At 41.7% G+C, this 26,813-nt stretch carries 24 protein-coding genes and 1 riboswitch; of the genes, 5 read left to right on the plus strand and 19 right to left on the minus strand.

The window, feature by feature from the left end:
* Positions 1–240: 240 nt before the first annotated feature.
* Positions 241–2,322 (minus strand): methyl-accepting chemotaxis protein, encoded by a 2,082-nt coding sequence (locus tag JNUCC41_RS02275; protein WP_192206188.1) that lies wholly within the window; start codon positions 2,320–2,322, stop codon positions 241–243.
* A gap of 332 nt (positions 2,323–2,654) precedes the next feature.
* Complete coding sequence (locus JNUCC41_RS02280) at positions 2,655–3,173, minus strand: DJ-1/PfpI family protein (RefSeq protein ID WP_192206189.1); 519 nt, start codon at positions 3,171–3,173, stop codon at positions 2,655–2,657.
* A 137-nt stretch (positions 3,174–3,310) separates the two neighbouring features.
* On the opposite strand from JNUCC41_RS02280, the gene JNUCC41_RS02285 reads away from it, so the two are divergent.
* Positions 3,311–3,706 carry a winged helix-turn-helix transcriptional regulator gene (locus JNUCC41_RS02285; RefSeq protein ID WP_192206190.1) on the plus strand — a complete coding sequence of 132 codons (396 nt, stop codon included), beginning with the start codon at positions 3,311–3,313 and terminating at the stop codon, positions 3,704–3,706.
* 523 nt (positions 3,707–4,229) lie between these two features.
* Here the strand turns inward: JNUCC41_RS02285 and JNUCC41_RS02290 are convergent.
* The 3 genes from JNUCC41_RS02290 to JNUCC41_RS02300 are packed head-to-tail and all read right to left on the minus strand — an operon-like array spanning position 4,230 to position 5,785.
* Complete coding sequence (locus JNUCC41_RS02290; protein ID WP_192206191.1) at positions 4,230–4,715, minus strand: SRPBCC family protein; 486 nt, start codon at positions 4,713–4,715, stop codon at positions 4,230–4,232.
* Between the two features lie 15 nt (positions 4,716–4,730).
* Positions 4,731–5,264: a GNAT family N-acetyltransferase gene (locus tag JNUCC41_RS02295; protein WP_228467491.1), complete on the minus strand. Its 534-nt coding sequence runs from the start codon at positions 5,262–5,264 to the stop codon at positions 4,731–4,733.
* Positions 5,265–5,266: 2 nt separating this feature from the next.
* Positions 5,267–5,785, minus strand: a complete 519-nt coding sequence (locus JNUCC41_RS02300; RefSeq protein ID WP_370662557.1) for a YfiT family bacillithiol transferase — start codon at positions 5,783–5,785, stop codon at positions 5,267–5,269.
* Positions 5,786–6,181: 396 nt separating this feature from the next.
* Between JNUCC41_RS02300 and JNUCC41_RS02305 the strand changes: the two genes are divergently transcribed.
* Entirely contained in the window at positions 6,182–6,619 is a 438-nt protein-coding gene (locus tag JNUCC41_RS02305) for a GNAT family N-acetyltransferase (protein WP_192206193.1), read from the plus strand.
* A 60-nt stretch (positions 6,620–6,679) separates the two neighbouring features.
* Here the strand turns inward: JNUCC41_RS02305 and JNUCC41_RS02310 are convergent, their stop codons facing one another.
* The gene (locus JNUCC41_RS02310; protein WP_053536026.1) at positions 6,680–6,964 is read right to left on the minus strand and encodes a transition state genes transcriptional regulator AbrB; all 285 of its coding nucleotides are present in this window, start codon (positions 6,962–6,964) and stop codon (positions 6,680–6,682) included.
* A 501-nt stretch (positions 6,965–7,465) separates the two neighbouring features.
* Here JNUCC41_RS02310 and JNUCC41_RS02315 point away from each other — a divergent pair.
* From JNUCC41_RS02315 to JNUCC41_RS02325, 3 genes are all read left to right on the plus strand, one after another.
* Entirely contained in the window at positions 7,466–8,437 is a 972-nt protein-coding gene (locus JNUCC41_RS02315; RefSeq protein ID WP_192206194.1) for a DMT family transporter, read from the plus strand.
* Between the two features lie 144 nt (positions 8,438–8,581).
* Positions 8,582–8,681: riboswitch (guanidine-I (ykkC/yxkD leader) on the plus strand.
* 72 nt (positions 8,682–8,753) lie between these two features.
* Positions 8,754–9,095 (plus strand): DMT family transporter, encoded by a 342-nt coding sequence (locus JNUCC41_RS02320; protein WP_192206195.1) that lies wholly within the window; start codon positions 8,754–8,756, stop codon positions 9,093–9,095.
* Positions 9,095–9,409, plus strand: a complete 315-nt coding sequence (locus JNUCC41_RS02325) for a DMT family transporter (protein WP_192206196.1) — start codon at positions 9,095–9,097, stop codon at positions 9,407–9,409. The genes JNUCC41_RS02320 and JNUCC41_RS02325 overlap by 1 nt, the downstream gene beginning before the upstream one ends.
* A gap of 388 nt (positions 9,410–9,797) precedes the next feature.
* Here the strand turns inward: JNUCC41_RS02325 and JNUCC41_RS02330 are convergent, their stop codons facing one another.
* The 13 genes from JNUCC41_RS02330 to JNUCC41_RS02390 all read right to left on the minus strand — a co-directional run bounded on the left by JNUCC41_RS02330 (position 9,798) and on the right by JNUCC41_RS02390 (position 26,803).
* A complete protein-coding gene (locus JNUCC41_RS02330) occupies positions 9,798–10,589 on the minus strand; it encodes a DUF817 domain-containing protein (RefSeq protein WP_192206197.1) in 792 nt (263 codons plus the stop codon).
* 72 nt (positions 10,590–10,661) lie between these two features.
* On the minus strand, positions 10,662–10,883 hold the full coding sequence (locus tag JNUCC41_RS02335; protein ID WP_063232556.1) for a helix-turn-helix domain-containing protein: 222 nt from the start codon (positions 10,881–10,883) through the stop codon (positions 10,662–10,664).
* A 10-nt stretch (positions 10,884–10,893) separates the two neighbouring features.
* Complete coding sequence (locus JNUCC41_RS02340; RefSeq protein WP_192206198.1) at positions 10,894–11,376, minus strand: DUF2975 domain-containing protein; 483 nt, start codon at positions 11,374–11,376, stop codon at positions 10,894–10,896.
* A gap of 452 nt (positions 11,377–11,828) precedes the next feature.
* A complete protein-coding gene (locus JNUCC41_RS02345) occupies positions 11,829–15,038 on the minus strand; it encodes a DEAD/DEAH box helicase (protein ID WP_192206199.1) in 3,210 nt (1,069 codons plus the stop codon).
* Between the two features lie 427 nt (positions 15,039–15,465).
* A complete protein-coding gene (locus tag JNUCC41_RS02350) occupies positions 15,466–16,575 on the minus strand; it encodes a GerAB/ArcD/ProY family transporter (protein ID WP_192206200.1) in 1,110 nt (369 codons plus the stop codon).
* A 21-nt stretch (positions 16,576–16,596) separates the two neighbouring features.
* Positions 16,597–17,820 carry a Ger(x)C family spore germination protein gene (locus JNUCC41_RS02355; RefSeq protein WP_192206201.1) on the minus strand — a complete coding sequence of 408 codons (1,224 nt, stop codon included), beginning with the start codon at positions 17,818–17,820 and terminating at the stop codon, positions 16,597–16,599.
* Entirely contained in the window at positions 17,810–19,447 is a 1,638-nt protein-coding gene (locus tag JNUCC41_RS02360; RefSeq protein ID WP_192206202.1) for a spore germination protein, read from the minus strand. Before JNUCC41_RS02360 ends, JNUCC41_RS02355 begins: the two co-directional genes overlap by 11 nt.
* A gap of 180 nt (positions 19,448–19,627) precedes the next feature.
* A complete protein-coding gene (locus tag JNUCC41_RS02365; RefSeq protein ID WP_192206203.1) occupies positions 19,628–20,245 on the minus strand; it encodes a DedA family protein in 618 nt (205 codons plus the stop codon).
* Between the two features lie 83 nt (positions 20,246–20,328).
* On the minus strand, positions 20,329–20,979 hold the full coding sequence (locus JNUCC41_RS02370) for a phosphatase PAP2 family protein (protein ID WP_192206204.1): 651 nt from the start codon (positions 20,977–20,979) through the stop codon (positions 20,329–20,331).
* Between the two features lie 529 nt (positions 20,980–21,508).
* Positions 21,509–22,747 (minus strand): cytochrome P450, encoded by a 1,239-nt coding sequence (locus JNUCC41_RS02375; RefSeq protein WP_192208004.1) that lies wholly within the window; start codon positions 22,745–22,747, stop codon positions 21,509–21,511.
* An 805-nt stretch (positions 22,748–23,552) separates the two neighbouring features.
* Positions 23,553–23,735: a DUF4083 domain-containing protein gene (locus JNUCC41_RS02380; RefSeq protein ID WP_228467493.1), complete on the minus strand. Its 183-nt coding sequence runs from the start codon at positions 23,733–23,735 to the stop codon at positions 23,553–23,555.
* Positions 23,736–24,026: 291 nt separating this feature from the next.
* Positions 24,027–25,466, minus strand: a complete 1,440-nt coding sequence (locus tag JNUCC41_RS02385; protein ID WP_192206205.1) for an amino acid permease — start codon at positions 25,464–25,466, stop codon at positions 24,027–24,029.
* 62 nt (positions 25,467–25,528) lie between these two features.
* A complete protein-coding gene (locus tag JNUCC41_RS02390) occupies positions 25,529–26,803 on the minus strand; it encodes a peptidase (RefSeq protein WP_192206206.1) in 1,275 nt (424 codons plus the stop codon).
* Positions 26,804–26,813: the final 10 nt, after the last annotated feature.

Genomic DNA, 26,813 nt, shown 5'->3' on the forward strand with positions numbered 1-26,813 from the left:
CAATGTCACTATCGTCGTTAGTGGCATGACAACAAAAAACCCTACTACTTGTCCGATTCCTATATATTATTCCCCTATTAAAAAAAAGCGTGGATACTTGACCCGCCCTTCTAAATTGTAATTTTGTACTTAGAATCAGTCGCGTACAACGAATCAGTGTTCAGTCCCTGCAGAATGCAACCAAAAAGGGGAGACCACTTAGCGGCCTCCCCTTTTGCAATGCTTATGTTTTCCATTCCTCTACTTCTTTATGTGGAATTCCCCGAGCGTGTGCTCCAAATCAGTTATTAACTGGGTAAGCTGCTGTGTATATTGAGCGAGTTCATTGGATGCAGCGGCTTGTTCTTCCATCGAAGAGGCAATTTCTTCTGATGAAGCCGTCGTTTGCTGAGATACGGCTGTGATTTCTTCTATCACTTTAATTACCATTTCTTTTTGTTGATTGATGCTTTCAATGGATCTTGTTTCTTCCCGAATCGAATTGGATATCCTCACGACGGAATCCTCCAGCTCTTTCATGGCTTCACTTACCGTGTTTACGGCATTTTTTTGATCCTTACTGATTTGATTCGTTTCATTGGTCGTTTTCAGCAATTCCTCCGTATCTGACAGAATGCTTTGAATGATGGCTTGAATGTTTTTTGTAGCTTCTTTTGAATCATCAGCCAAACTCCGTACTTCATTCGCCACCACAGCAAACCCTTTGCCGGACTCACCCGCCCTTGCAGCTTCTATCGATGCATTCAATGATAACAAATTGGTTTGTTCCGATATTTTCGAAATGGCATTCGTGACATCGGAAATGGTTTTTGATTTTTCCACAAGTCTTAAGCTCATGCTAGTGACTGCAGCGAACGCCATTTCAAGTTTAAGGTAGGATGTTTCCAAACCACTTACCTGTTGTTTCCCTGACTCTATATTTTCGGATGCAAGCTCCAATACAGATTGGGTCTCCCTCGATTTTTTTGATAACCCATCGATTTCTCCACCAAGTACCTGGATCGTGCTCGCACCATGCTCCACCTGTTCAGATTGATTCGATGCACCCGCTGCAATCTCTTCTATCGCACGTGATACATCTGTAATGGCCGCACTATTTTCAGCAGCTATTTGGCTTAAGCCGGCATTGGCATTTGTCACCGATTCCGCATTGCCGTTTACCTTGGCAACCAAGCCCCTTAATTTCCCCAGCATCGAGTTATAGCTTTTGCTTAAGTCCCCGATCTCATCATTGGATTTAACGGCAAATTCGGTCACTAAATCCCCGCTTGCCGTCTTTTCTATGATTCTTTGGAAATCGGCCATGATTTTCGTTAACTTTCCTGCTAGATAAAGAGCACATACCATCCCTAGTAAAAGACCTAAAATACCTGAAATCACGATGATTCTATTAATGTCATCCAGCTTTGATTGCAGTATTCTGTCTGGAGTGAGCGCCAGCACCTTCCAGTTCACTTCAGGGACCGTACTCAATTCACCTGTATAATCTTCACCATCCAATGTCAAGGCTTGATTCGCCTTGACGCCCCCATTATACATATCGGCCACCCACTTGAACTCTGAATTGAATCGGTCAGTATCCGCAATGAAATCCTCCACCCCTTCTTCCATGCCGCTTTTTTCAGGATTCATATTCTTCCCGTCCATACCCTTCATGAATGAACTCACGATAAAACCTTGTGAATCCAAGATCACCAGATTGCTAGTAGAATCTTTTTCAATGGTTGACCTCATTTTCCCGATTGTCGTAAGGTCGATATCATAACCAAGGGCCCCTGCCATTTTTCCGTCCGATAAAACAGGCGTGACAACAGAAGTCATGATCGTCCCTGAAACTCCATCCTTATACACATCCATCCATTTCGTTTCTGGTCTTTCGGTCAGCTGCGTATAGGTCTTAGTTTCCCTTGCATCCTGATTGAAATCCATTTTGGGCGATGCATACAAGGATCCATCCTTTCCATCCATATAATAAACGGAAATCAGATCTTCATTATTCTTTTGAAATGCCTCTATCGTTTTTTGGATATCCTTGATTGAATCACCATTCTTGATCTGATTCGAAACCAGCTGTGATAATTGCTCTAGCGAATTTTCATATGTAGCCATGCTTAAATTGATTTGTGACGCCGCATTTTGTGCCGAGCTTTTGTTTATGGATATACTATCTTCTTTAAAAATGGAGGTCACTTTCACCCCCATTATCGAAACGGATACGACTATAGCGAGAAAAACGGATGTACATATAAATAATAACCATTTTATCCGGAGCGATATCCTTCTCTTTACCTTTTCTTTCTTATCAATCGATGATCTTCCCATTAATAATTTCCCCCTTTTATTTGACCTGCAAATGCGCTTGCTTACCTGTGTGAAAACAAAGATTCAATCTATGCTCAAAATGGATCCTTCCTTATTTACGACCACTTACTTTATTTTTCCACATTAACATACTATATACCTAATCAACCCTTGTCAATTGCCAATCAAGTATAAAAAAAGTAGGTCTAAATACATAATTTTTTATTCATAAATAATCCTTTCGCCTTAATCTGCCTAAAAACCCACTAATCCTGTCACTGGATATGTTCGAAAAAATTAAAAAACCCTTGGATTGAATAGAATCCAAGGGTTTCATAAGGGTTATAATAGAGTTAGCGTAACGCTGCGGCTAAGCTTTCTCCGAATTCTTTTGCACCATCCGGACCATCACCTGTGATGATATCATCATGCGCAACGACATGCTGTTTTGCATATTCAACGGAATTGGCTTTCAATTCGTCAATTTGAACATCAACTGGGTAACAAGCAGCTTTGCGGCCAGAAAGTAAGCCCGTTTTCGCTACAGTAACAGAACCTGCACAAATTCCCGTTACAAGAACTTTTTGCTCATGCGCTTGTTTCAAAAAGCTTTGCAATTCTTGGTTGCCCCATAGATGATCGTTCGTACCTGATCCCCCAATTACTGCAACTGCATCATAATCACTGGCCGAAACATCAGAAAAGATCACCTCAGCTACCGCCTTGCCTTGATCGTCCCCACTTATTTCACCGGTTTTCGTACTGGCTATCGTTACTGCCACTCCTGCATTTTCCAAAACTTCTTTCGGCTGAAATAATTCATCTTCATTAAAACGTTCTGGTGGTATAATTAGTAATGCTTTTTTACTCATATATATTGCCTCCTGAATTGAAATTGTCTGATGACTACTCAAATTGTAACGTTGGTAATCGACGATGGGAAGAATGCACTTTTATGTGCGGAGGTTACCTAAAGGTTACTGGTAAAATTAAAAAGGAGTTATTGTCCATGTCAGAAACATTAAGAGATGAAATCAAAGAAAAGATCTTAAACGGCTATTATAATTGCGAAAAAGAACTTACTTTATCCATATTCAGCGGTAAATGGAAAATCGTCATTCTATGGCATTTAGGTGTAGAAGGCCCACACCGATTCAGTGATCTTCAAAGGCTTTTCCCAAAAATATCCCATAAAATCTTAACGAATCAATTACGTGAACTTATGGAAGACGGAGTCGTCCATCGGGAGGTATATCCCGAGATCCCTCCCAAAGTCGAATATTCCATGACTGACCTTGGAATGACCTTGCTGCCAATCGTTGAAATGATGTATGAGTGGGGGAAAAACAGAATGAATGAAATTAAACAAGAAATGCATGTCAGTGAAAATGATACGAAAAAATAATGCATTCGTGTCCCGAAAAACAAAGTCAGTTGGACAATTTAAACGTTGATTGGAACAAAGGGCACTCGCTTTCCGCGGGGCGGGCGGTGAGCATCCTCGGCGTAAACGCCTGTGGGGTCTCACCTGTCCCGCTGCTCACGCAGGAGTCTCGCACTTCCACTCCAATCAACCTTAAATAGTCTCGTTTTAAAAACAACACAACAATCTTAACAAAAAGAGCCTTGTTTTTAGATTTGATAGAACACGACTCCCCCTTACATCTGTAGACCGAATATGCAGGCCTAGTTTGTAGACAATTCGAACCCCAGTTGATTTCAGAAATTAGCTCCCTTTCCGCCGACTGTCTGCCAAGCCTCCTCGACGCAAGTGTCTGTGGGGTCTCGGCTAGCCAGTTATTCGGCAGGAGTGTCGCAAATTTCTTCCATCCATTGAGGGTTTCAGTAAAAAAACTTTAAGGATAATCTAATATGGTCAATTACAGTCATAACATCACTTCGGTTTTATTTATTCACCTGCATTCCATTCATCCATCAAGTCGTTCTACGGCGGCCGTATATTCCTTATGCCATTTTTCCCATTCGTCCATCGGGAAGTCCTGATGATGACCATCCAGTAAATCACTCAACATTTCGAGGCAAACATGCCAGCCTGCCAAATCCTTTGATGTATGATCATTAACCGGCGTGATGGATTCTTTCAATACCAATGAGCATCCATCCTTTTCAGGGGATACCTCGAAACGAACCCAGCCGTCACCCCAATCAAAATCTAAAACGGCAGATTCCCGAAAATCCCTGATTTTCATATCAAAAGATTCCCCTGACCCATCATTGAAATTGAATTTGATGGTCCCGCCTTTTCGAAGGTCCTTCATTTCCAGGTTGGACATCCACCTTTCCACCTTATCATTCTCCGTCAAAGCACTCCATACCTTTTCGACCGAATGATTGAGCAGGCGGTCGAATCTTGCAATAATCCCCTTACCCTGTTTTTCGATTACAGCTTGCATATAATCCCCCCCCATTCAATTCGTTTTTTTATAATAAAAAATGGTTGGATCGTATTCACCATTTGCAGATTTCGCATAATCAGGGATCCTGCCTGCCTGAATATATCCCAATGAAGTATACAGGGCGATAGAAGGATCTCCCTCCCTTGTATCCAGGACCAATAATGTCCGTCCCTCCTGCTTGGCCTTCTTCTCAGCCTCCAGCATGAGTGAACGTCCTATTCCATTTCGCCTATAACCAGTATGTGTCATTAATTTTGCGATTTCCGCACGATGGCTGCCGTTTTGCTTTGAACATACATGTAACTGTACGCTCCCGACAATCTCACCCTGTATTTTAGCGACAAACAGAATCACATCAGGGTTTAAGGCGCCATCCCAATAATCAATGGCCTCAGACCGTTTCATGGGAGGTAAAAAACCAATGGACGCGCCATCTTCCACCACTTGCACTAAAAGATCGGACAGTTCATTAAGATGGTCTTCGATTGATGTTATTTGTTCGATTTTCACATCGGCGTTCACAGTAATCACACCTTTCTCAGTCATATTCACCATCCCTGGCGCTTTGATAAAGAAGTAATATGAGCCAGATGATGTCGTCCGTGCCAAGCATAAATGCCTATATTTTCACCGACAGTCACCTCTCCTGAATCAGGATGGATGAATATTCGGCTTAGGTCGTCTGCATGAAGACCCGATAAAAGTTTACACATTCGGATATGTATACCTTCGATTAGTGATAGAGAAACATCAATCGGTAAATCATAATCAGGCAGCTCTGCCCATTGCCCCTCCTCGTACGGTTTAATGACAGGACTTTCTTCCGTAAGGGCCAATTTGAAGCGAATATACGCATTCATATGACTATCGGCAACATGATGCACCACCTGGCGGACCGTCCATCCTCCAGGCCGATAAGCCGTATCAAGCTGTTCATCATCCATGTTACCTACCGCTTCACGCAGCATCCGAGGCAAAACTTCAATCTCGTTGAGCCACCCCTCGGCTATACCACAAGTAATTTCTCCGTCAAACTGAAACTTTCCAATCGGGTATCTTAAATCCATCTTCATTCCCCCTTGATGTTCAATAAAAATAGCATCTATATATATTCTTTATCAATTAAGACAAATCCTTTTTCCGACATACTTTGCTTTGCTCTACTACTCATCACTAAACATCAGGAAATTTATTCCACAACATTAGCACGAATGCTATTTCCATATTTAGCAACCATAAACAATTTTCACGAGTAAATCACCCAATTTCACGAGTATATGCTCCAAACTCACGAGTAAATCGACTAAACTCACGAGTAAACGCTGATATCTCATAAGTTTGCTGCTCACCTTGGGTTTATAGTCGAAAAAATCAGGATGGCACCGGAAAATGTGGCTTTGAATTTGTCGGGAAGCATGATTAAATGATAAATTTAGAGTATTCTAACAATTGGAGGTCCATTTATGAGCATACAGAAGGCTACATTACATGAGCTGGAATCACTGACCGAACTTTTTGATTTATACAGAGTGTTTTATGAGCAAGCATCCGATCCTGGTCGTGCAAGGGAGTTTTTAAGGGAAAGGCTGACAAATGGGGAGTCTGTGGTTTTTATGGCCTATGATGAAGGAAATCCTATTGGTTTTGTACAATTATATCCTTCTTTTTCATCTGTGAGTATAATGCGGTCATGGGTTTTGAATGATTTATTCGTGAAGGAGTCCGCCCGCAAAAAGGGTTTTGGCGAGGAGTTGTTGAACGCGGCCATCATGTTTGCACGCGAAGCAGGTGCCAAAGGGGTTTCACTGGAGACAGGCAAGGATAATGTAAACGCACAAAGACTTTATGAAAAAATTGGTTTCGTCCGTGAAACGAACCATTTTTATTATTTCACCATTTAATATAAAAAAGTGTAGGGAAAACCTTCCCTACACTTGGATGCTATATATCTAGTATATTAATTATTTAGCAGTTTCCATGCTGGCTTGAATTTCTTTAATTAGAAGTTCGGCACCTTCAGGGCTAAGTATTAATTTACCATCAGCAAGTTTCATATTGTCATCGGAAACCTCACCTGTAACTTGGCAAGTCATGTTTGGTTTATATTTTTGAAGGATGATGCGCTCTTGTTCTACATAAATCTCCAGAGCGTCTTTCTCATTAATTCCTAATGTTCGGCGCAGTTCAATTGGAATGACTACCCGTCCTAATTCGTCAACTTTACGTACAATACCTGTAGATTTCATTTAATTTACCCCACTAACTTTTTTGCGAATGTTGCATTTAATATTTCGTCACCATTCGACATTATTTGCACTTTTATAAAGATACCACTCCCTACCATATTCGTCAATTCTCGTATCTTCATATATTATCTGCCTCTATATGATTTTTATATAAAATATTAGTAATCCCTTCATAATCCGCTACATAACAATGTTTCTCGCTTGTCTAAATGGTACATTTTGTTAATTTAAATATTAAAATGGAAACGTCTTCATTTAACTCCAAAAGCCATTTCTTTCGTTCCATGTCGAATCATGGAGAAGGAATTTCACTAGCTTCAAAGAATCCTGTTGATTTTCTATTGCTTTTGAAGGACAATTTAACTTGATCGCTTATAATATTCCGAAAATTCATTCCACTTTTGACACAGTGGATATTTCTTGAAAGTCGTTTAGAAAGACGAAACGATTGCCATGCTTCCAGAGTCTTACTGACTCATAAAACAGATTGAGGTGAGTCAATTGCGTCCGATTATATTAGGTATTTGTTCCGCTTTCTTTTTTGCATTTACGTTTGTTTTAAATCAGGCAATGGAGTTATCTGGCGGAAGTTGGATATGGAGTGCTTCGCTGCGTTATATCTTTATGGTGCCTTTTCTGTTATGTATCGTGTTAAGCAGAAAAAATCTGCTTCCCCTTTTACGAGTGATGAGAGAAAAGCCGGGTCCTTGGCTGCTATGGAGTTTTGTCGGTTTTGGGTTATTTTATGCTCCTTTATGCTTTGCATCCGCCTACTCACCAGGCTGGCTAATTGCCGGCACTTGGCAAATCACGATCATTTCGGGTGCATTACTTGCGCCGCTGTTTTTTGAGAATGTCCAAACGAAAGATGGGCTTGAAAGGCAAAGAGGAAAGGTTTCTGTGAAAGGCCTCCTCATGTCCATGATCATCCTGCTTGGAATCATCCTGATGCAGCTGGAACATACCAAGCACATTTCAATGGCCAATCTTTGGCTGGGAGTGATTCCGATCGTAATCGCCTCGTTTGCATACCCTTTGGGAAATCGCAAAATGATGGAAGTATCCGAAGGACGTCTGGATGCATATCAGCGGGTATTGGGAATGACTTTGGCGAGTATGCCATTCTGGTTTCTGCTTTCATTGTACGGTTTCTTTACAGTAGGGGCGCCGACGAAGATGCAAAGTTTCCAATCCCTATTGGTGGCACTATTTTCTGGAGTCATCGCCACGGTCCTTTTTTTCAAGGCGACCGATTTGGTAAGCGGAAATATGCAGAAATTAGCTTCCGTTGAAGCTACACAATCGATGGAGGTCCTTTTTGCACTGGCTGGCGAATTACTATTCCTATCTTTACCGATTCCTTCTCCGTTAGCGTGGTTCGGCATCTTTATCGTCATCATAGGAATGATCCTGCATAGCTATGTATCACATAAAAAAGAAGGTGCATCACGGAAACGGATAGTGAGTGCCTAAACAGCAAGTCAAAAAGAGCCCCGAATCTTATCGGGGCTTTTTCAATTTTTTATTGCAGCAAAAAGCTCACCATCCATTTTTTTCATTAAACTTTTACCTTGTGTAAGTTCAAGAAGTATGTATAATGAAAGGTAATTGCATATGTCAAAGGTTTTCTAGGGTTCCGCAGTGCGTCTATTGCTGGTCTGGTCCGAGAGAAAACTCACAGCATGCTGTGCCACGGAAGGATAAAAGCCTGGGAGAAACTGTTTAACGGTTATCTCTTGGGCTTTTTTTGTTTTTTTGGTAAAGAATAATATCGGAGGTGCGGTATTTCATGAGCAAAAACTGGATTAAAGTATTCATTGCAGCTTTTTTTGAAGTATTTTGGGTGATTGGCTTAAAACATGCAGATGACTTTTGGACTTGGTCTGGAACGGTCATTTCGATCATCATCAGTTTTTATTTGATGATAATGGCTGGCAGGAAGCTTCCTGTCGGAACGGTATATGCCGTTTTTGTCGGTATGGGGACGGCCGGGACCGTTTTTTCCGAAATCATTTTCTTTGGGGAATCCTTCAAGCTGAGCAAAACGCTATTGATCCTCCTCTTATTATCAGGAGTGATCGGCTTGAAATTGGTGACTGATGATAAGGCTGAGAAAGGGGATGAATCTTAATGGCTTGGGTCTCTTTAATCTTAGCGGGGCTATTTGAAATGTTTGGGGTTGCGATGATAAATAAATTGCACAAAGACCGTAATTGGCAATCCTTGCTGCTGTTATTCATCGGATTCGGAGCAAGTTTCCTATTTCTTGCTTTTGCCATGAAAACCTTGCCGATGGGGACGGCTTATGCTATCTGGACAGGGATCGGCGCATCGGGCGGAGCGATAATCGGGATGCTCCTCTACGGGGAATCCAAAGATTGGCGAAGGGTCATTTTTATAGCCATGGTCCTTGGCGCAGCAGTGGGATTAAAACTTGTTTCATAGCAATGAGTGATGGTCGTTTTTCGTGGAAATTCAGAAGAAAAAAAGGAATAGGACACCGCAATTCTTTATAAAAGATTTAGAAAATCAGAGATGGCACATATATGTTCATTATGTGCCGTCTTTTCACCTAATTGTTTTTCATGCGAAGGCCGAATTTCTTTTTATAAGGCTCTTTTTGTAAAGATTGTTGTTTTTAAAAACGAAACGATTTAAGGTTGATTGGAACGCAAGTGCGAGACTCCTGCGGGAGCAGCGGGACAGGTGAGACCCCACAGGCGTTTACGCCGAGGAGGCTCACCGCCCGCCCCGCGGAAAGCGAGCATCTGAAGGGGAAATCAACCACACCCCTTTGCTTGGTAAATAGCAACAAAATAGCGAAAAAAGCCTTTTATAAAAATGGACTTGCATCCATCTTAGTGGATTCTTTCCCCTTAACCTGTTTTAGCGTCGCTACTATAAGAAAGCTAACAATCACTAATAAGAGCCATGAACTTACCTTTCCTAGATGAACGAGACTCCATGCATCGGTTTGGTTTGGATATTCCCAAGCTCCAAAGAACGTTGCGATATTTTCCGCTATCCATATAAAAAATCCGATGAGAACGAATGAAAGTGCGATTGGCATACGATAATGAGTTCCGCCAACCTCGTATGTGACCCATGATCGCCAAAAGACGATGATGACAAGTCCAGATAACCACCAACGAATATCAATCCAATAATGGTGGGTGAAAAAATTCAAATAAATCGCAGCAGCAAGAGATACAACGGCCAAAAACGGTGGCCACTTGACCAGTTCAACCTTTAACCTCCTCCACGCCTGGCAAAGATAACTCGCTACACTTGCGTACATGAATCCGCTATACAGCGGCACTCCAAAAATTTTGAAATAGCCTTCCTCTGGATAAGTCCAGGAGCCCATATGTACCTTGAAAAGTTCAAGAGCAAGTCCAATAAGGTGAAACAGTGTGATGACCTTCAGCTCATCCTTTGTTTCAAGCCCGGAACGCACCATCCACCACTGCATCAGAAGGCAGATGATGAGCAGCCAGTCATACCGCGGCAGGAAGGGAAGCGGTAAGAATTTTGTAATAGCCAAAGAGGCAAAAATAACGGCAGGGAACAAGCATGATAAAACCTGCTCCCAACCAAAACGAACGAGTTGTTTCAGTGCTCTCATGATTGGTGCCTCCATTTTTTTAATGGTTAAGTGACTCCCCTTTGCTGAAGTCTTTCTTGTTCTTCCACTTTTTCAATCTTGGGTGTCTTCATCATTTCGGTATTCTAATATATCTCCGGGTTGACATTCTAAAGCCTTACAAATCGCCTCTAAAGTTGTTAATCGAATCGCTTTTGCCTTACCGTTTTTCAATATGGAAAGATTGGCCATCGTTATTCCAACCCTCTCGGAAAGTTCTGTAACACTCATTTTCCTTTTAGCCAGCATCACATCAATATTGATTATAATCGCCAAGTTATTCACCTCAGACTATTAAGTCATTTTCTGATTTTATATCGATGGCTTCTTGTAAAAGCCTTTGAAGGACAGCAGCAAAGACTGCAATCACCATTGAAGCAAAAATAACGACCATTCCGATCAATATGATACCTGGGGCGTCATCCATTTCCGCTATGAGATAAAAGAGCGGCATGCCTACCACATACAAGCCACTGATTGTGATTGCACAATTTTTTATTGTCTTTAAAGCTCTTACAGATAATTCCGAGAAAGCTTTGTTCTTGTCAATATAACTTAAAAGTTTAAAGGCTTGATATAGAGCAAAGTAAAAAGGTATCGCCGATGCATACAAATCGATTAAAACGAGATATTTCAAATAAGTCATATCCGGATATAATTCTGCTGCAAAGTTCGCTATCTTAGGCACAAAAAAAATGCACAAAGCAAGAACAGGCAGTCCAATAAGAATGACAGCCATCTTTAAAAAGAGTGTTGTTCCTAGTTTCATAAAAAGCACCCCACTTATTTATTGTCCATATAATTTATCATATGATTTATCGTTTTACAATAAAACATTGTTGTTTTATATTATATTATTATTGTTACCTAAATATCCTTTTCTTTTAAAAAAAGAAAAGGATGTTTTAGCATACGTTGTTGCTATTTACCAAGTAAAGCGGTGTGGTTGATTTCCCCTCCAGATGCTCGCTTTCCGCAGGGCGGGCGGTGAGCCTCCTTAGCGTAAACGCCTGTGGGGTCTCACCTGTCCCGCTGCTCCCGCAGGAGTCTCGCACTTGCACTCCAATCAACCTTAAATCGTTTTGTTTTAAAAACAACAATCTTTACGAAAAGAGCCAAATAAAAAAGCATTCCTCATTATAAAGAAATGCTCATGACTAGACTATTCAATTCATAAATTGTTCCTGTCTGTTAATAAGCTGCGTAACCGCATTCCCCTCCTTATATCATCAGGATTTCCCTGATATCCTCTTCTGTAAGGGCAGACGGCGACTTATCCCCAGGGTCGATGATTTCTTCAATTAGGTGTCTCTTTTTCTCTTGAAGTTCATTCATTTTTTCTTCGATTGTGCCGCGGGCAATAAGTTTGATGACTTGAACCTCATTCTTTTGCCCCATTCGATGGGCACGGTCCGCAGCTTGTTCTTCAACTGCCGGATTCCACCAAAGGTCATATAGAATGACTGTATCGGCACCCGTCAGATTGAGACCCGTACCGCCCGCTTTCAATGAAATGAGGAATATATCCCGTTCCCCCGCATTAAACCGATTGCAGATTTCCACACGTTCCTTTGATGGAGTTTGCCCATCCAGGTAGAAAAAGGGTTGTCCTTTCATGGCCAGATCCCTGCCGATAATTTGAAGCATTTTTGTAAATTGTGAGAAAATCAGCACCCGCCTTCCAGAATGCTTCGATTCCTCGACAATTTGCATCAGTTGCTCATATTTTGCTGAACTGCCTTTATATCCGTCCACAAACAAGGCGGGGTGACAGCATATTTGCCGAAGCCGGGTCAAGCCTGCGAGGATCCTGATCCGATTTTTCCTGAGGGTGTCCTTGTCCAGGTGTTTCAGCGTATCATGCCGCAGCTTCGCCAGATAGGCGCCGTACAGTTTCTTCTGATCAGGGAGCAGTTCCATCGATTCCAGGGACTCGATTTTTTCCGGTAGTTCCGCAAGTACATCCTCTTTCATTCTCCGCAGTAAAAATGGGCGAATCCTGCGGGAAATCTGCTTCCTTGAGAGGTTGCTGTACTCCTTTAATCCCATGAATAGCTCAGGGAATACGACGTGGAAAAGGGACCAGAGCTCTTCTAGTGAATTCTCGATGGGCGTACCAGTCAATGCGAAGCGATGTGCCGCTTTTATCTTCTTGGCCGCTCGTGCCGTTTGTGTCACTGGGTTCTTAAAGGCCTGTGCTTCATCAAAGAACACTGTATGGAAGTCCTCTTTTTCAAACGACGCGATGTCTTTCCGGAGCAATGGATAAGAAGTGATCACTACATCCACGTCACCCACTTCCTTCAGCAGCTTTGTCCTTTCCGTCTTGTCACCATCCACGACGACGGCTTGGATATCAGGAGCGAATTTTGTGAATTCACTCAGCCAATTGTAGGTCAATGATGATGGGCAGACAATAAGCGCCGGAACCCTCTTCTTACGGATGTCAGGAAGCTCGGATAAAATGAACGTGATGCTTTGCAGTGTTTTTCCCAAACCCATATCATCAGCAAGAATCCCGCCAAAACCGTATTGGGCAAGTATTTTCATCCATTTGTAGCCGTTTTTTTGATACTCGCGCAAAATCGGTTCCAGACTATTTGGCACCTCGAACTCCAAGGCGCCCGGATTCCTGATGTTATCCAAAAACTTTCGGAAGGATTCTTCCATTGTGAATGTCTGGCTGTCATTAACGGAATCAAGGAGCTGCAGCCCTTTTACGATTGGCATGTTCAGCCTGCTTTCCCAGTCTTCCTCCTGTACGGGCAGTGCATGAAGAAAACGATTGATTTCCTCGAATTCCCTTGTTTCAAGGGAAAGCAGCGACCCATTCCTTAAACGATAGTATTTCCTTTTTTCTTCAAGAGCTGCTAATACCTCACGTATTTGTTTATCTGGGATATCATCCATTTCAAATTTGAATTCGAGCCAATTAGTACGTTCCTTTTTAATTTTCACCGTAATGCGCGGTGCAGCATTCCCACGGGAAATTCGGTTTCTTACAGCGGTCGTGGCGTAGATTTGCACCAGCTTCTGGAGTTTCGGAACGATGTGGTACAAAAACTCATACTCCAACTCTTCGTTATGCAAGAAATAGCCTCCGTCCGTCTTGGCAAACTGGCTATCCTCCATCAGCTTTAGTATCTCCGCCTCCTTCTCTACATCCCTTATCACCTTGGATTCCTGTTTTTCCAAAGGGTTGATCACAATATTCCCATATTGGAATTCCAGTCCCGCAAGCAGCCTGTTTTTCACACGATCCAAGTATAGCTTCGCAACCAGCGGTATCTTCAAGAACAATTCAGTGATGGATCTTGCTACATTGACTTTACCGAGTCTTTTCAAACCTGGTACCACTTTGTCCATGAATAATTCCAGCTGGTCATGATGGATTGGAATTTGATTCATCCCCGAATCCTCCATCATTTGCTTTAACTCTGAAAGGCGTTGAAAATCCTCATTTTCGAGCTGAACCAATTTTCCTTCAAATAGAACCAATGTGTATGCATTCATGACGATCATCTCGTGCAGCCTTTTAATATTCAGTTCATAACCTTTGGCCTCGCTTTCGGTAAAGTCAAACTGTAAAGGAAGCGGTCCGTTTGATACACGAAAGCCATTGAATGTAAGGCCGCCATAGGCAAGCTTCACCGATGGAGCCACTTCAAGGATGGGGACAAGCCTTCGAAAAGAAGATGGAGGCAAAAGTAATAAGTGATTGTCCAATGTGTATTCAGATTTATCCGTCAGGGCGTCAACATAGACTTTTTCATCCGATATCACTGTAATGAGCTCCTGAAGCACAGAATCATTTTCATTCTGAAAACAATGCAGCACCGGGTCATATATAAATGAAAGGGACACTTGGGCAGGCTTTCCTTCTTTAACTCGCTTCAGGAAATCCCGGACATTCGCCACATTGAAAGAACCGATTTTCATTTCCAGTCCTAACATATATTGATCCGTTCCCATCCATACCGGTTTACATGTAAATTCCGCTTCAAGCATCTTTCTTTTCTCAAAGTGGCGCTGATGACCGCTTTTGCGTACAGGCTGATTATTGAAAAGGGTCAGCAAGCCTTCTGACAACTTCTTATTGGCTGAAGCATCAGAGCTGTCTGCATTTAGGCCCTCAGGAATCGTCCCATCTCGCTGATGGTCGTAAACCGACAGCAGGACGGCTGCAATATGCTGGCAATCCCTTTGGAAGGAAGCTAGCGTAGGACAGCTGCATTTCGTCCGGAACCCCCCGACAGCATCCGCTTCAATCGTGACATGGAAGTCTTCCTTTCCTTTGACCGTTGCTTCACACCCATCAGGAAGATAACTTTCAAATGTCACTTTATTGGCACGATGAAAAGCTTCCCCTCTTTTGTAGGAGACGGCCCCGCACATGTCTTTTATGATTTTTTGATTCAATTTGATATCCAAATTGCCGCCCTCCTTCCGAGGTTTTTTGTTTTAGTGATTTTACATTCTGCCGAAAAATAAGCTCATTTTATCATCATACTATGAAATAGGTTTACGAGGTTGTAAAAAAGCAAAAAGACAAACTCCCACATTCGGAGTTCATCTCTATTTCAGCACCGGGAATTTGCAGTCATTGTTGTCCTTTCGTGTTGCCTTTCTTTTTTTTTCGATAAAAGAAGCTGAACAAAAGGAATACAAGAAGAATGAGAAAAAGGATAATTTCTGCAGGGTCCTTTACCAAAAATGGGTTAAAGGCATGCTTGATTGAATTATCCAAATCAAATCCCATTAATATATCCATACCTAAGGTTATGACCACTAAAGGGGCTAGGATCAAAACTGTAATGCCAAAGAGTTTCATTTCTCATCAATTCCACCTTTTAGGAACTTATTTTGGTGCTTGTCTTCCTTTTTTTCGATTCTTAAAAAAGGCAATGATCAAGAGAAGCAAAGGGATGATCACCTGAAATGGCAGATGGATGTAATGTGGTACGGCACCTAATCCTTCATTTATATGTTCCGTATAACTGCTTGCGATAATGATCGAGATCAATAAAATGATCATGCCAACAGGGTAAGCAAGTTTGGAGGGCTGTTTAACATTGAAAATATTCGCCGTACCCGTTACCGCTACATAAGTAAATACACTTAGCTTGATGAACCCGCCAATCATCAACAAAAATAAGAAGTACACATCGAGACGTTCAAGAAAGCCAGCGACCTCTATGGACTGGATGAGGGTAAGAATAGGGTATTGTGAACGTGTTGTAAGGTCCACGCCAAGTACAGCAACATTCACGGCCATTATTATCGCGAGAAAAATACCGCTTGTCGCCAAGCTCCCTATCCCGATTTTTTTCAATCGCTGAGGTTCTTTCAAATAAGGAAAAATCATTAAAAACACTATGACCTCGCCAAATGGAAAGAATACGATTTTAGTGAAACCCATTTTCATCATCTCTGTCCCGCTGATTTCAAAAATGGGTTTTAAGTTGTTTAAATGGATCATGCCTGAAGCAATAATTAGAAGCATGAAGGTCATTAAAAGTAAATTCTCCAAGACAAAGAATAGTTCCCCGGTCCTCACCAATACTTCTACCCCTTTACGGACCGTATATACCACGACTGACATGAATACAGCGTTCGCAAAAAATAACGGAATATGAGGATAGGCAAAAGTAAGCAGTGTATCTCCGAAATCCCTCAGCACCCTCGCAGAAAGATAGATGAAATAAAGGATGTATAGAAAAGCTACTATACTGCCTAGAAAATTCCCCAATATCTGTTTTACAAACTCTGTTAACAGCTGATCAGGGTAGTATTGAAAAAGGCCATAATAAATGAAAAATAATAAAAATCCGCCTATCATCGCAATAAGGATGACTAACCAAGCAGCCTGCTTGGCTTCACCTGCAAGCGGAACCAAAAGTGCACTGCCCATTTCAAACAGGAAAATAAGGACGAACAGCTGGTAAGCGCTGATTTTTGCCTTTTCCATGAGGATGCCACTTCCTTTCCATTATTGATCATTCTTTTTTAAATTCGAAAGATACGGCTTATTACGTAATCCAGTACGGCGAATGAAAGTTTCTGCCTGCACATCTACTTCCAGTTCAGGAAAAGAAACATCGTCCCAGTTTTTTTCGATTTTCTTCCATTCTTTAGGGTGGTTTTCGTGCATGATTTCACCAAAGCCAAAAATATCGGATTTATTTTTTTGTGCCCGAACGACCGCATCTTCCATCTCCTTCTTTAATTTCTTGGCTAACTTCTTTTCAATATCTATCAGAACATGCGTATCGGTTAGATTCAAAGGAACATTCACCTCCCGGATATCCCCTTCTGCACGGACCTTTATAAATACCTTAGGTTTTCCATTTTCCATTTTCACCGAAACGTTGGTTTTTTGACGAATCACCTGATAGGTGACTGCGTCTTTTTTACCCTCCCAATCAATATTTAACTGGGTACTTTTGATCCTATCCAATACCCACATTGACCCTATTGCCTTATTGCCATCCAGCCAGTCAATCAATTTTCCATCTTTAAAAACACCTATCCCTGCTGCATTAGGGTTTGCCTCAATATCCGAGGACATGGTATTCTCCATTTTATCTTCTTTACCAGTGTTTCCTTTCACGGTAAAACCGCTTATTAACGGTTCTTTCCCGGTACTAAGCAGATTCTTGATCACTTCTTGGAGATTGATGCTAATATTTCCCCCATGAATTTTTTCAGTGATTTCAATCGTCCTAATGATTTTCTCAGCAGATACCTTATCGATTGCGGTTAACGTTTCGACTATATCCCTTGCTTTCACACCCCGGGCAATCACGATCCTCGTAGTTGCCCTGAATTCCGGTGAGCGCTCAAATGCGTCGAAAATATCGTTGAGGCCCTCTTCTTTTGCTAGTTCCTCACCGATGACAATCAGGTTGGCATGGGCAAAATACATATCCCGCGAGATTTTAGTTGAAGCGAAACTATCCAGTTCAAGCACATTATCTCCGGTGGCCCTATAAATGGATATCGGTGGATTTGTTCCGCCGCCGCCCTGAAGTGCTCCCGCTACATTGCTTGGATTAATGATTTGGAACGTTCCCACTAACTTTCCTTCCTTATTTCTATCGAGTCCAACTGCCGAGACGATGGCTATTTCGTTTAACTCTTTTTTATCCCAACAGCCTGAGGTGAATGTAGTACAGATCAACATCAAGAACAGAATTAGCTTTTTACGACTCATCGCCTTCACCTTTTTTCTCGTCAGAAGTTTTCATTCCACGCGATTCCGGAGGCAGGGGTCTTTGATTATCGCCTTCCCTTATCAGGTTATTTTCGTTGGATAATAATTTGGGCCTTTCCTTGAATGCCCACATAGGTCTTCTGAAAAATGTGTCGCCTAACCCTTCCGGATTCAAAGGGGCGAGCGGTGTCATATAAGGAACTCCAAGTGAACGCAAGCTGCATAAATGAACAATAAGGATGATAAAGGCTAAAATCATCCCATAAAAACCTAAAGTGCCGGCACAAATGATGAATCCGAACCGCACAATGCGGGCAGAAATCGCTATGGAATAAGAAGGGGTTGCAAAACTGGCAATCGCCGTGATCGAGACGATGATGACCATTGCCGGCGATACGATACCAGCCTGGACAGCCGCCTGCCCGATGACCAATGCTCCGACAATGGACATGGTCGAACCAACAGCCTTTGGCATCCGAAGACTTGCTTCCCGTAATATTTCAAAGGTCATTTCCATAAGAAGCGCTTCAATGACGGCAGGCAAAGGAACCGTTTCCCTTTGGGCCGCTACAATGACCAGCAACTTCGTTGGGATCATTTCCTGATGAAAAGTCGTGGCTGCAACATAGACAGCTGGCCCGACTATAGAAATAATGAAAACGATGATCCGTAAAAAACGTGTGGCAGAAGCAATGTCGAAGCGATTATAGTAGTCTTCGACCGATTGAAAAAACTGTACAAATATTGCTGGGGCCACCAAGACGAAAGGCGTTCCATTAACGAATATCGCCACTCTTCCTTCCAGAAGATTTCCTGCGACCATATCCGGTCTCTCTGTATGGTTAAGGGTTGGGAATGGGGTCATGACCTGGTCTTCTATCAATTGTTCAATATATCCTGATTCAAGAATGCTATCGATGTTAATTCGATTTAAGCGCTTCTTGACCTCCTCGACGATCCCTTCTTTGACAATTCCGTTTATATACATGATGGAAACGTCCGTTTTTGTCACCGTGCCAATTTTCATCGACTCTATCCATAAATCCGGGGTATTGATGATCCGGCGTAACATGGCGATGTTCGTTCCATTCGATTCCGTAAACCCTTCTCTTGATCCCCGGACAGTCAAATGCGTGCTTGGCTCCTGAATCGAGCGCTTTTCTCCCCCTCTTGTACTGGCAACCAGGGCGATGTTTATTCCATCAACCAAAATGATGCTGTCCCCTGATAATAAGGACAAAAACAATTTTTCCCAATCCTTGACGGTTTCTACACCACCGAGGGAAACCACGTCTTCAGAAATTATATCCAATGCTTGTTGTGGAAGCATTTTTTCTGATAGATGAGGATTTTTCATGATTGAATCAATTAAAAAGTCCGTAACGCTTGGATTATCAACCAGACCTTGCACATACAAGATCGTTGTTTTCATCTCCGGATTTTGACCGATTTTCAACGTTCGGATAATGATGTCCGGACTGTTTCCCGTCTTTTTCTTCACGATTTCCAGATTGGCAGAAATGGAACTTTCAATATAATCAGGCGTTTGGCTTTTGGATTGATTGTCATCTTCCTTTTTCTTTTCACGTTGCTTCACTTGTCTCTTTTGTTTGAAAAAAGAAGCCATAGCACCGAACCTCATTCCTTTTTCGTTTCACTCATTTTGTCCAAAGCACTTCCCCTTTATTCTGAGTTCAGCCGCCTTCCTTCCATAAGAAAAAGGCTGTCGCAATGACAGCCTTTGGTGTTCATTTTCGGTTATGTAATGAAGGTGCCGACTCTAACGGCCCAATCAACTAAACTGAAATTATACTTTGCCTTTATTTTTATTCCTTCTTAAAATCAAAACAACGAAAATAATGAATAGCAAGGCCAATATCGCATAAACGATGTTAGAATAAATGTCCATATACCCTACAATATCTTCCCACGAAGATCCAACAGCTGCCCCGATATTCACTAAAATGATGTTCCAAATCAGTGTTCCGGCTGTTGTGTAAAGCAGAAAGAGCCAAAAGCTCATATGGGACATGCCTGCCGGAATCGAAATCAGGCTTCTGATCAGCGGAACCAATCTGCAGAAAAACACGGTCCATGCCCCGTACTTGTCAAACCATGAATTCGCCTTATGGACGTCCGGTACTGTTAATCTAAGAATATGGCCCCATCTTTCCACGAACTTTTCAATGACCTTCACATCTAGAAGTAAACCAATTCCATAAAGGACTACTGCCCCTGCCACTGACCCTATAGTCGATGCGATCACGACGCCCATGATCGTCATGTTCGCTGTAGTCGTCATGAAACCGCCAAAAGTAAGAATGACCTCAGACGGGATCGGCGGGAAAATATTTTCCAATGCTATCAATAGAAAGATTCCCATATACCCAAAATCATTCATGAATTCCGTAATCCAGTTTTCCATTTAATACGCTCCTAACTTTCTTGAATCAACAGCTGACCTGTTACCTGCCGGCTGCTTATCCTGCTATAACCTTGCTCCCTTTATTAACGACCTTTGTTCTTCCACCGGTCTTGATACCTTTGGAAAAACCAAATGGAAATCGCAATCCAACAACCACCTGCCAAATATCCGGCAATGATATCACTAGGATAATGGACCCCTAAATATATTCGGCTTATACCGATCGATAGGATCATCATCATGCTGAACAGAATCAATAGAATCCTCGCCCACCTAGCGGTAATGTGACGCCACAGCAGAAACGTGAGAATACCGTATAAAGAGAATGCATTCATGGCATGTCCACTGGGGAAACTGTACCCCCCTATTTCGATGAGCCGATGTAGATCGGGCCGGGCGCGTTGAAAGAATAGCTTAACCATCAAATTGAGAAGAGGTGAACCAATCATGACTGCAGTGAATAGGACTAGTTCCAAACGATGCTTCAAAACCCTATATAAGAAAAACAAAATGACCAAGGAAAGGATGATTATGGAACGGGTTGAACCTATGTAGGTAAAGAACTTCATGATGTCCGTCAGAGGGGGAGATTCCATTCCTTGCACCAAGGAAATCACATCTTGATCAAATTTCAGGTATTCATTTGCACTTATGGTAAATGCCATGAAACTGAACCCGATCAAAGAAAGTACACTTATTATAAAGGCAATGGTTAATTGCTGCTTTAATTTCATAATAACATCCTTTCACTTTTTAAAACCGTTCCATTTGGAAATTTCCATTTTACCATATCTTCTTCATTGCAAGGTTAACGTAAATGTTTGATCGCCAGTCAACCTAATTCGTGGAACATGCCCGAGCACAAAATTTCGCTCCTTTATCATACTACTCTATTCGTCATTGTCACCTCAACTTCAGGTTACTATAACATTTCCTGTCGACCGTTTCAGGAAGTGGCAGGAACATGTATGCCATGCGTCCCTGCTAAAAAGAAAAGGCTGTTTTCGCATACTTTGTTGCTATTTACCAAGTAAAGCGGTTGGTTGATTTCCCCTCCAGATGCTCGCTTTCCGCGGGGCGGGCGGTGAGCCTCCTCGGCGTAAACGCCTGTGGGGTTTCACCTGTCCAGCTGCTCCCGCAGGAGTCTCGCACTTGCGCTCCAACCAACCTTAAATCGTTTAGCTTTTTAAAAACAACAATCTTTACGAAAAGAGCCAAAGAAAAAAACCTTATGCAGGCTAGTGCAAAAGGTTTTTTCGTTTCTTAAACTGTAGGGAACGCCCTAAGCGGCAGTGATGTCAAAGTTTGCCCGGTCGCTGAATCGGTAAGATTCTCTTCTAACTGAAATGATGGCACCGCTTCAATATGCTTGAATTTCTTCAGGAATGCAGTAAGCGCAATCTTTGCTTCCAGTCTGGCCAACGGCGCTCCCAGGCAGAAATGAGGGCCATTTCCGAAGGTAAGATGTTTCTTATTATTAGGGCGGTGGATATTAAGGGTGAAGGGATCTTCAAACATCTCTTCGTCCAAATTGGCTGCACTCATCCAAACAACAACGTTATCCCCTTCTTTCAATTCCACTCCCAATAGATCGTTATCTTCCTTTACGGTGCGATCCAATTTAATAAGATTGAATCGGAAACGGAGCATTTCTTCGACCGCCTGCGGAACCAGATCCAGGTTTTCATGTAACTCTCGATAAACCTCTTTGTCATCGTATAGCAGCGAATAAAAGCTATTGGCCAGTAAATGACTTGTTGTCTCGACCCCCGCTCCTAAAATCAGCATGGTCGTCCGGACAACCTCATCATCCGTAAACATTTCCCCATCCACTTCAGACTTCAATAGATCTGAAATGATATCATCCGCCGGGTTCAATCGTTTTTGCACAACAATCGGATACAAATACTGATAGTATTCTTTTGCTGCCACTTGCTTCAATTCATTTACTTCTTCTTCTTTTTCTTTATCAAACGGAAGGAATAAGATATCCACCCATTTCTTAAACAATAAACGATCTTTCGAGGGAACGCCCATCAAATCCGACATGACAATGATTGGAAGCGGACTCGCCAATGATTGCACAATATCGATTTCCGTGTCCTCATCCATTTCTCCGATCAATTCATCAGCAATCTCCTTAATGCGAGGTTCCCAGTTTTGAAGACTTCTAGGTGTGAATGCTGCGGCAAGCAGTGAACGGCGTTTTCTATGCTCAGGTGGATCAGCTTCAGTGATTTGGATCTTTTCAGGCACAGAACCTTCATCACTATCCGTTCCAACCGAAATGGTAGTCCGTTTCCGAACACTTGAAAAATGTTTATAACCACTGAGAACCCGCTTCACATCTTCATATTTAAAAACATTCCACGTATCCGTTCCTTCGTGATAACTTACGGGGTCATTTTCTAGCATTTGTTTACACCAAGCGTACGGACTAAATTCCTCCGTCCGTGTTTTAAACCTAGTAATTTCTTTTACTGCAATAACTTCTTTCATGATACCGACTCCTCCCACTTCTCAAAAGTTACCTAACAAAAGGATCGGATGTTCAGCTTTCTCCATCTCCGCCGATTTGTTATAGGATCGAGCATTCCTGATAGACTTTTTCATGGAATCCTTAAATAAACATCTATTCCATTATAGGGTAAAACACTGCAACAAACCATGCATCTTCCATACCAACAGCCGTACATGAAATTTGCACCACTATCCCAACACCTATATGTAAAACTGCTTATTTTTTACAATTCACTTTCTTTTTCAATTTTTTTATGTCTCTCCATTGATGCTCAAAATCCAATCCTCTTTTTCAAATTCGGAGACAATGCTTTTCACTAAGTTATTTCAATATAGATTATTTTTATAATTGCCGGAGTTTGAACCGGAATGCCTCCACTGCATAGAGAACGGCCGCGCATGCAGCTGTCCAGTTTGTTAAACCCTTACTGAATTGAAGAAATTTGTGACACTCCTGCCGAATAACTGGCTAGCCGAGACCTGCTAGATGCTTGCTTTGCTGAGGCTTGGCAGGCAGTCGGCGGAAAGGGAACGGATTTCTAAAATCAACTGGAACTTTTTTGGGGGTTTGTAAATCTGATCGTTGATTTCCACTCCAGGCACTCGCTTTCCGCGGGCGGTCCGGGAGCCTCCTCGGCGCTCGCCTGCGGGGTCTCCCTTGGACACGCTTTTCCCGCAGGAGTCTCGTACCTTCCGTTCCATTCAACTGGAACTTTTTTCGAATAAAAAAAACTGCAGGCAAACCCGCTTTTCTTCGAGTTTGCCTGCAGTATGAACGATGCTGCCGTCAATTTTTACCCCTTTTAATCAGTTCCTGTAAATCATCCATTTTCTTTTCCATGATATCCAGTCTGGTTTTACGTTGCTTCATGGAACGGAAAAGAGATACGGTCCCAACGATGATCAGGATTAGAAATACAAGGCAAAACAATTGGTATATCATATCCGCAATATTAAAACCACTACTCACTATGTAATCCCCCTAAATGGCATTCTCAATATTCTATTATACACCAGGAAAAATGATCAATTTAACCTTTTTAAGGGGAATAGAGAATTAACTGTCACTTTTTTATGTTCCAAAAATTCCATCGTATATTGAATGTGGCTCTTTTTAATATCATTTCATGACCAGCTTTTATGCCAAACAAACCCAACAGTTCTTGAGCAGTACGGTTCAATGATCTTAAATTTTGCCGTTTATATATAGAAGAAACTTGTTTGAACTTGAGCTATATTATCTGTTATTTATCGTTCACTTTTAACTTTTATTAATTAAACGCACCTTTTCATAATCCTCTTGAACCGATGAACCCACATCTTTCTTTCCGCGTTTTTGCATAAATAAAATATATATCAAATGAAAGGCAATGGCTACTGGAACACCAATATAAATAGTCAATTTAGTTCCTTCGTCAAATACTAAACTTATTAATACAACTAGATTAAAGACAAATGCCAAGATAGGAACTAAAGGGTAAAGTGGGGTCCGAAATTTCAGATCACTAACTTTTCCTCCTTCAGCTACATATCGTCTGCGGAAAAAATACTGAGATGCCGCAATACTCATCCAAGCCAACATGGATGCCATTCCTGCTACAGAAAGGATCCAGGTATAAATAGTTTCAGCCGCTACTTTTGAAACAAGAATGGACACACATGAGATTCCCATACTAGCCGTTAAAGCAAGTAAAGGCACACCTTTTTTGGTTAACTTTTGAAAGGATCTTGGTGCCATCTTAGAACTAGAAAGAGAGTATAACATCCTAGTTGTAGTATAAAGACCAGAGTTAGCAACAGATAGTAATGAGGTAATAATGACAAAATTCATAATATCGGCTGCATATGGTATACCGATGTTATCTAGTGCTGTAACAAACGGGCTGGCATCTGGCTGGATTTGTTGCCATGGAACTATAGAAACAACGATAATCATTGACAAAACAAAGAATAATATTATTCGGTAAGCAGTTTGATTTATGGCCTTAGGGATCGTCTTCTCGGGATTTTCACTTTCACCAGAAGCAATTCCTATAAGTTCCGTACCGCCTAATGAATAATTAACAGCCATCATAGCAATAACTACTGCAAATATTCCATTAGGAAAGAAGCCAAATTCTGTTAAGTGTGTAAAATAAGGAGCCGCTGGTTCACCCTCAATTGGTACAATACCAAAAATGACGGCTAACCCAATAAAGATAAAAGAGATTATAGCGATTACCTTGATACTCGCAAACCAGAATTCTGTTTCAGCAAAACTGCGTGCAGAAAGGGCATTTACAGAAAATAGTACAATTCCTGCAATTAACGACCAGATCCATGGAGAAATATCAGGGAACCACCTTTGCATCAGCGAACCTATAATGATAATTTCATAGGCTACGGTAGAAGACCAACCAATCCAATAAATCCACCCAACTGTAAAGCCTGTCGATGGATGTATGTATTTAGTCGCATAAGCTTGGAAAGATCCGGATACTGGCATTTCCACTGTCAATTCCCCTAAGCACAGCATAACTAAATACATAATAAGTCCGCCCATCATATAGGCTAAAACTGCGCCTATAGGACCTGCCTGACTAATCGTAAAACCTGAAGCGTTGAAAAACCCTGCACCGATTACACCACCTAAAGCAATCATGAATAAATGGCGACTTTTCATTACCCTTTTGAGACCTTGTTCATTATCTAATTCAGCCATAATACCCTCCTAAATTAAATCAGCCGCTTTATGCTGAACTAATTTTTTCATTTTCTTTTAATTCAGATATTTCCCTTGATACTACACCACTGAATTATAGTTAATGCAATAATTTCTGCAGATTTAAAAACTTTATCCAATTCAATATACTCATCTGGGAAGTGTGCCATTTCCGTTGTCCCTGGTCCAAAAACTACCGTTGGAATTTTCCCTACTTCTGTAAGTAATCCCCCGTCAGTTCCCCAAGGAGAAGCCTCTATCACGGGTTCTTCACCAGTAGTTTCTCTATATTGATGAACTAACGTATTCATCAAATCATGTTCAAGATCGATTTCCCCTGGTAGCCATCGAGCACCAAACCATTCTAAGACAGGCGGATTTTCCTTAAACCATGGGTCCAGGACTGATAGTTGTTGTAGACATTCCTTCATTTCACGTTGTGCATCTTCTATCTTCTCGTTAGGTGCTATACCCATTCTTCCCTCTATTTTCAGCAAATCAGGTACTGAAGATGGCCAGTTTCCTCCTGAAACAACTCCGATATTAATAGGAATGGGGATAGGGGTCTGCTCGTATAATGGATCATTAATACGTTGATTCCGTTTAAACTCCAAAGCCCTGATTTGCTCCGCTAGTACCATTGCTTTATCAAAAGCGCTTACTCCCTCATATCGTGTTCCCCCGTGGGCTGACCGTCCTTTGACAAAGATCCTAAACCACATGGATCCTTGCTGTTTAGGGAAAACTCTCATATTAGTGGGTTCAGTGATTAGTGCAGCATCAGCTTTATAGCCTTTTAGAATAGTAGATAAAGTCCCTGTTCCACCACTCTCTTCTTCTATAACACTTTGAAAAATAACGTCGCCTCTAAGCTTAATATCGAGTTGCAGAATGGCTTGTAAGGCTAAAATAAATGAAACTAGCCCACCTTTCATATCCGTAACACCACGACCGTACATTTTTCCTTCCTTAATCGCTCCACTATATGGATCATCTGTCCATTGTTCATGATCACCCTCAGGGACAACATCAATATGTCCGTTTAAGATTATGGAACGGCCACCGCCTGTTCCGGGTAGAACACCTACAACATTAGGACTTCCTGTAAAATCAGCCCTTGACGAGCAAAAGTAGGGACTTTCGGTTAATTCTTTTCCACATGGCTCCCAGGCATCCACCTTTAACCCCATATTCGATAATACTTCAGTGATTATTGATTGCGCTTTTGCCTCATTTTTAGAAATACTAGGAGATTGTACAAGTCGTTGTAATAATTCTGTACCTTCTTCATAATGCTCTTTTAACCATGTTTGAATTTGTTCTTTGATTAATTGCAATACAGTTCAC

The organism is Brevibacillus sp. JNUCC-41, from assembly GCF_014844095.1.
GTDB lineage: Bacteria > Bacillota > Bacilli > Bacillales > DSM-1321 > Peribacillus > Peribacillus aracenensis.

Coding starts and splice junctions, on each gene's coding strand:
- JNUCC41_RS02275 (WP_192206188.1), bottom strand. CDS start 2,322: ATGGGAAGATCATCGATTGATAAGAAAGAAAAGGTAAAGAGAAGGATA.
- JNUCC41_RS02280 (WP_192206189.1), bottom strand. CDS start 3,173: ATGAGTAAAAAAGCATTACTAATTATACCACCAGAACGTTTTAATGAA.
- JNUCC41_RS02285 (WP_192206190.1), top strand. CDS start 3,311: ATGTCAGAAACATTAAGAGATGAAATCAAAGAAAAGATCTTAAACGGC.
- JNUCC41_RS02290 (WP_192206191.1), bottom strand. CDS start 4,715: ATGCAAGCTGTAATCGAAAAACAGGGTAAGGGGATTATTGCAAGATTC.
- JNUCC41_RS02295 (WP_228467491.1), bottom strand. CDS start 5,264: ATGACTGAGAAAGGTGTGATTACTGTGAACGCCGATGTGAAAATCGAA.
- JNUCC41_RS02300 (WP_370662557.1), bottom strand. CDS start 5,785: ATGGATTTAAGATACCCGATTGGAAAGTTTCAGTTTGACGGAGAAATT.
- JNUCC41_RS02305 (WP_192206193.1), top strand. CDS start 6,182: ATGAGCATACAGAAGGCTACATTACATGAGCTGGAATCACTGACCGAA.
- JNUCC41_RS02310 (WP_053536026.1), bottom strand. CDS start 6,964: ATGAAATCTACAGGTATTGTACGTAAAGTTGACGAATTAGGACGGGTA.
- JNUCC41_RS02320 (WP_192206195.1), top strand. CDS start 8,754: ATGAGCAAAAACTGGATTAAAGTATTCATTGCAGCTTTTTTTGAAGTA.
- JNUCC41_RS02325 (WP_192206196.1), top strand. CDS start 9,095: ATGGCTTGGGTCTCTTTAATCTTAGCGGGGCTATTTGAAATGTTTGGG.
- JNUCC41_RS02330 (WP_192206197.1), bottom strand. CDS start 10,589: ATGAGAGCACTGAAACAACTCGTTCGTTTTGGTTGGGAGCAGGTTTTA.
- JNUCC41_RS02340 (WP_192206198.1), bottom strand. CDS start 11,376: ATGAAACTAGGAACAACACTCTTTTTAAAGATGGCTGTCATTCTTATT.
- JNUCC41_RS02350 (WP_192206200.1), bottom strand. CDS start 16,575: ATGGAAAAGGCAAAAATCAGCGCTTACCAGCTGTTCGTCCTTATTTTC.
- JNUCC41_RS02355 (WP_192206201.1), bottom strand. CDS start 17,820: ATGAGTCGTAAAAAGCTAATTCTGTTCTTGATGTTGATCTGTACTACA.
- JNUCC41_RS02360 (WP_192206202.1), bottom strand. CDS start 19,447: ATGGCTTCTTTTTTCAAACAAAAGAGACAAGTGAAGCAACGTGAAAAG.
- JNUCC41_RS02365 (WP_192206203.1), bottom strand. CDS start 20,245: ATGGAAAACTGGATTACGGAATTCATGAATGATTTTGGGTATATGGGA.
- JNUCC41_RS02370 (WP_192206204.1), bottom strand. CDS start 20,979: ATGAAATTAAAGCAGCAATTAACCATTGCCTTTATAATAAGTGTACTT.
- JNUCC41_RS02385 (WP_192206205.1), bottom strand. CDS start 25,466: ATGGCTGAATTAGATAATGAACAAGGTCTCAAAAGGGTAATGAAAAGT.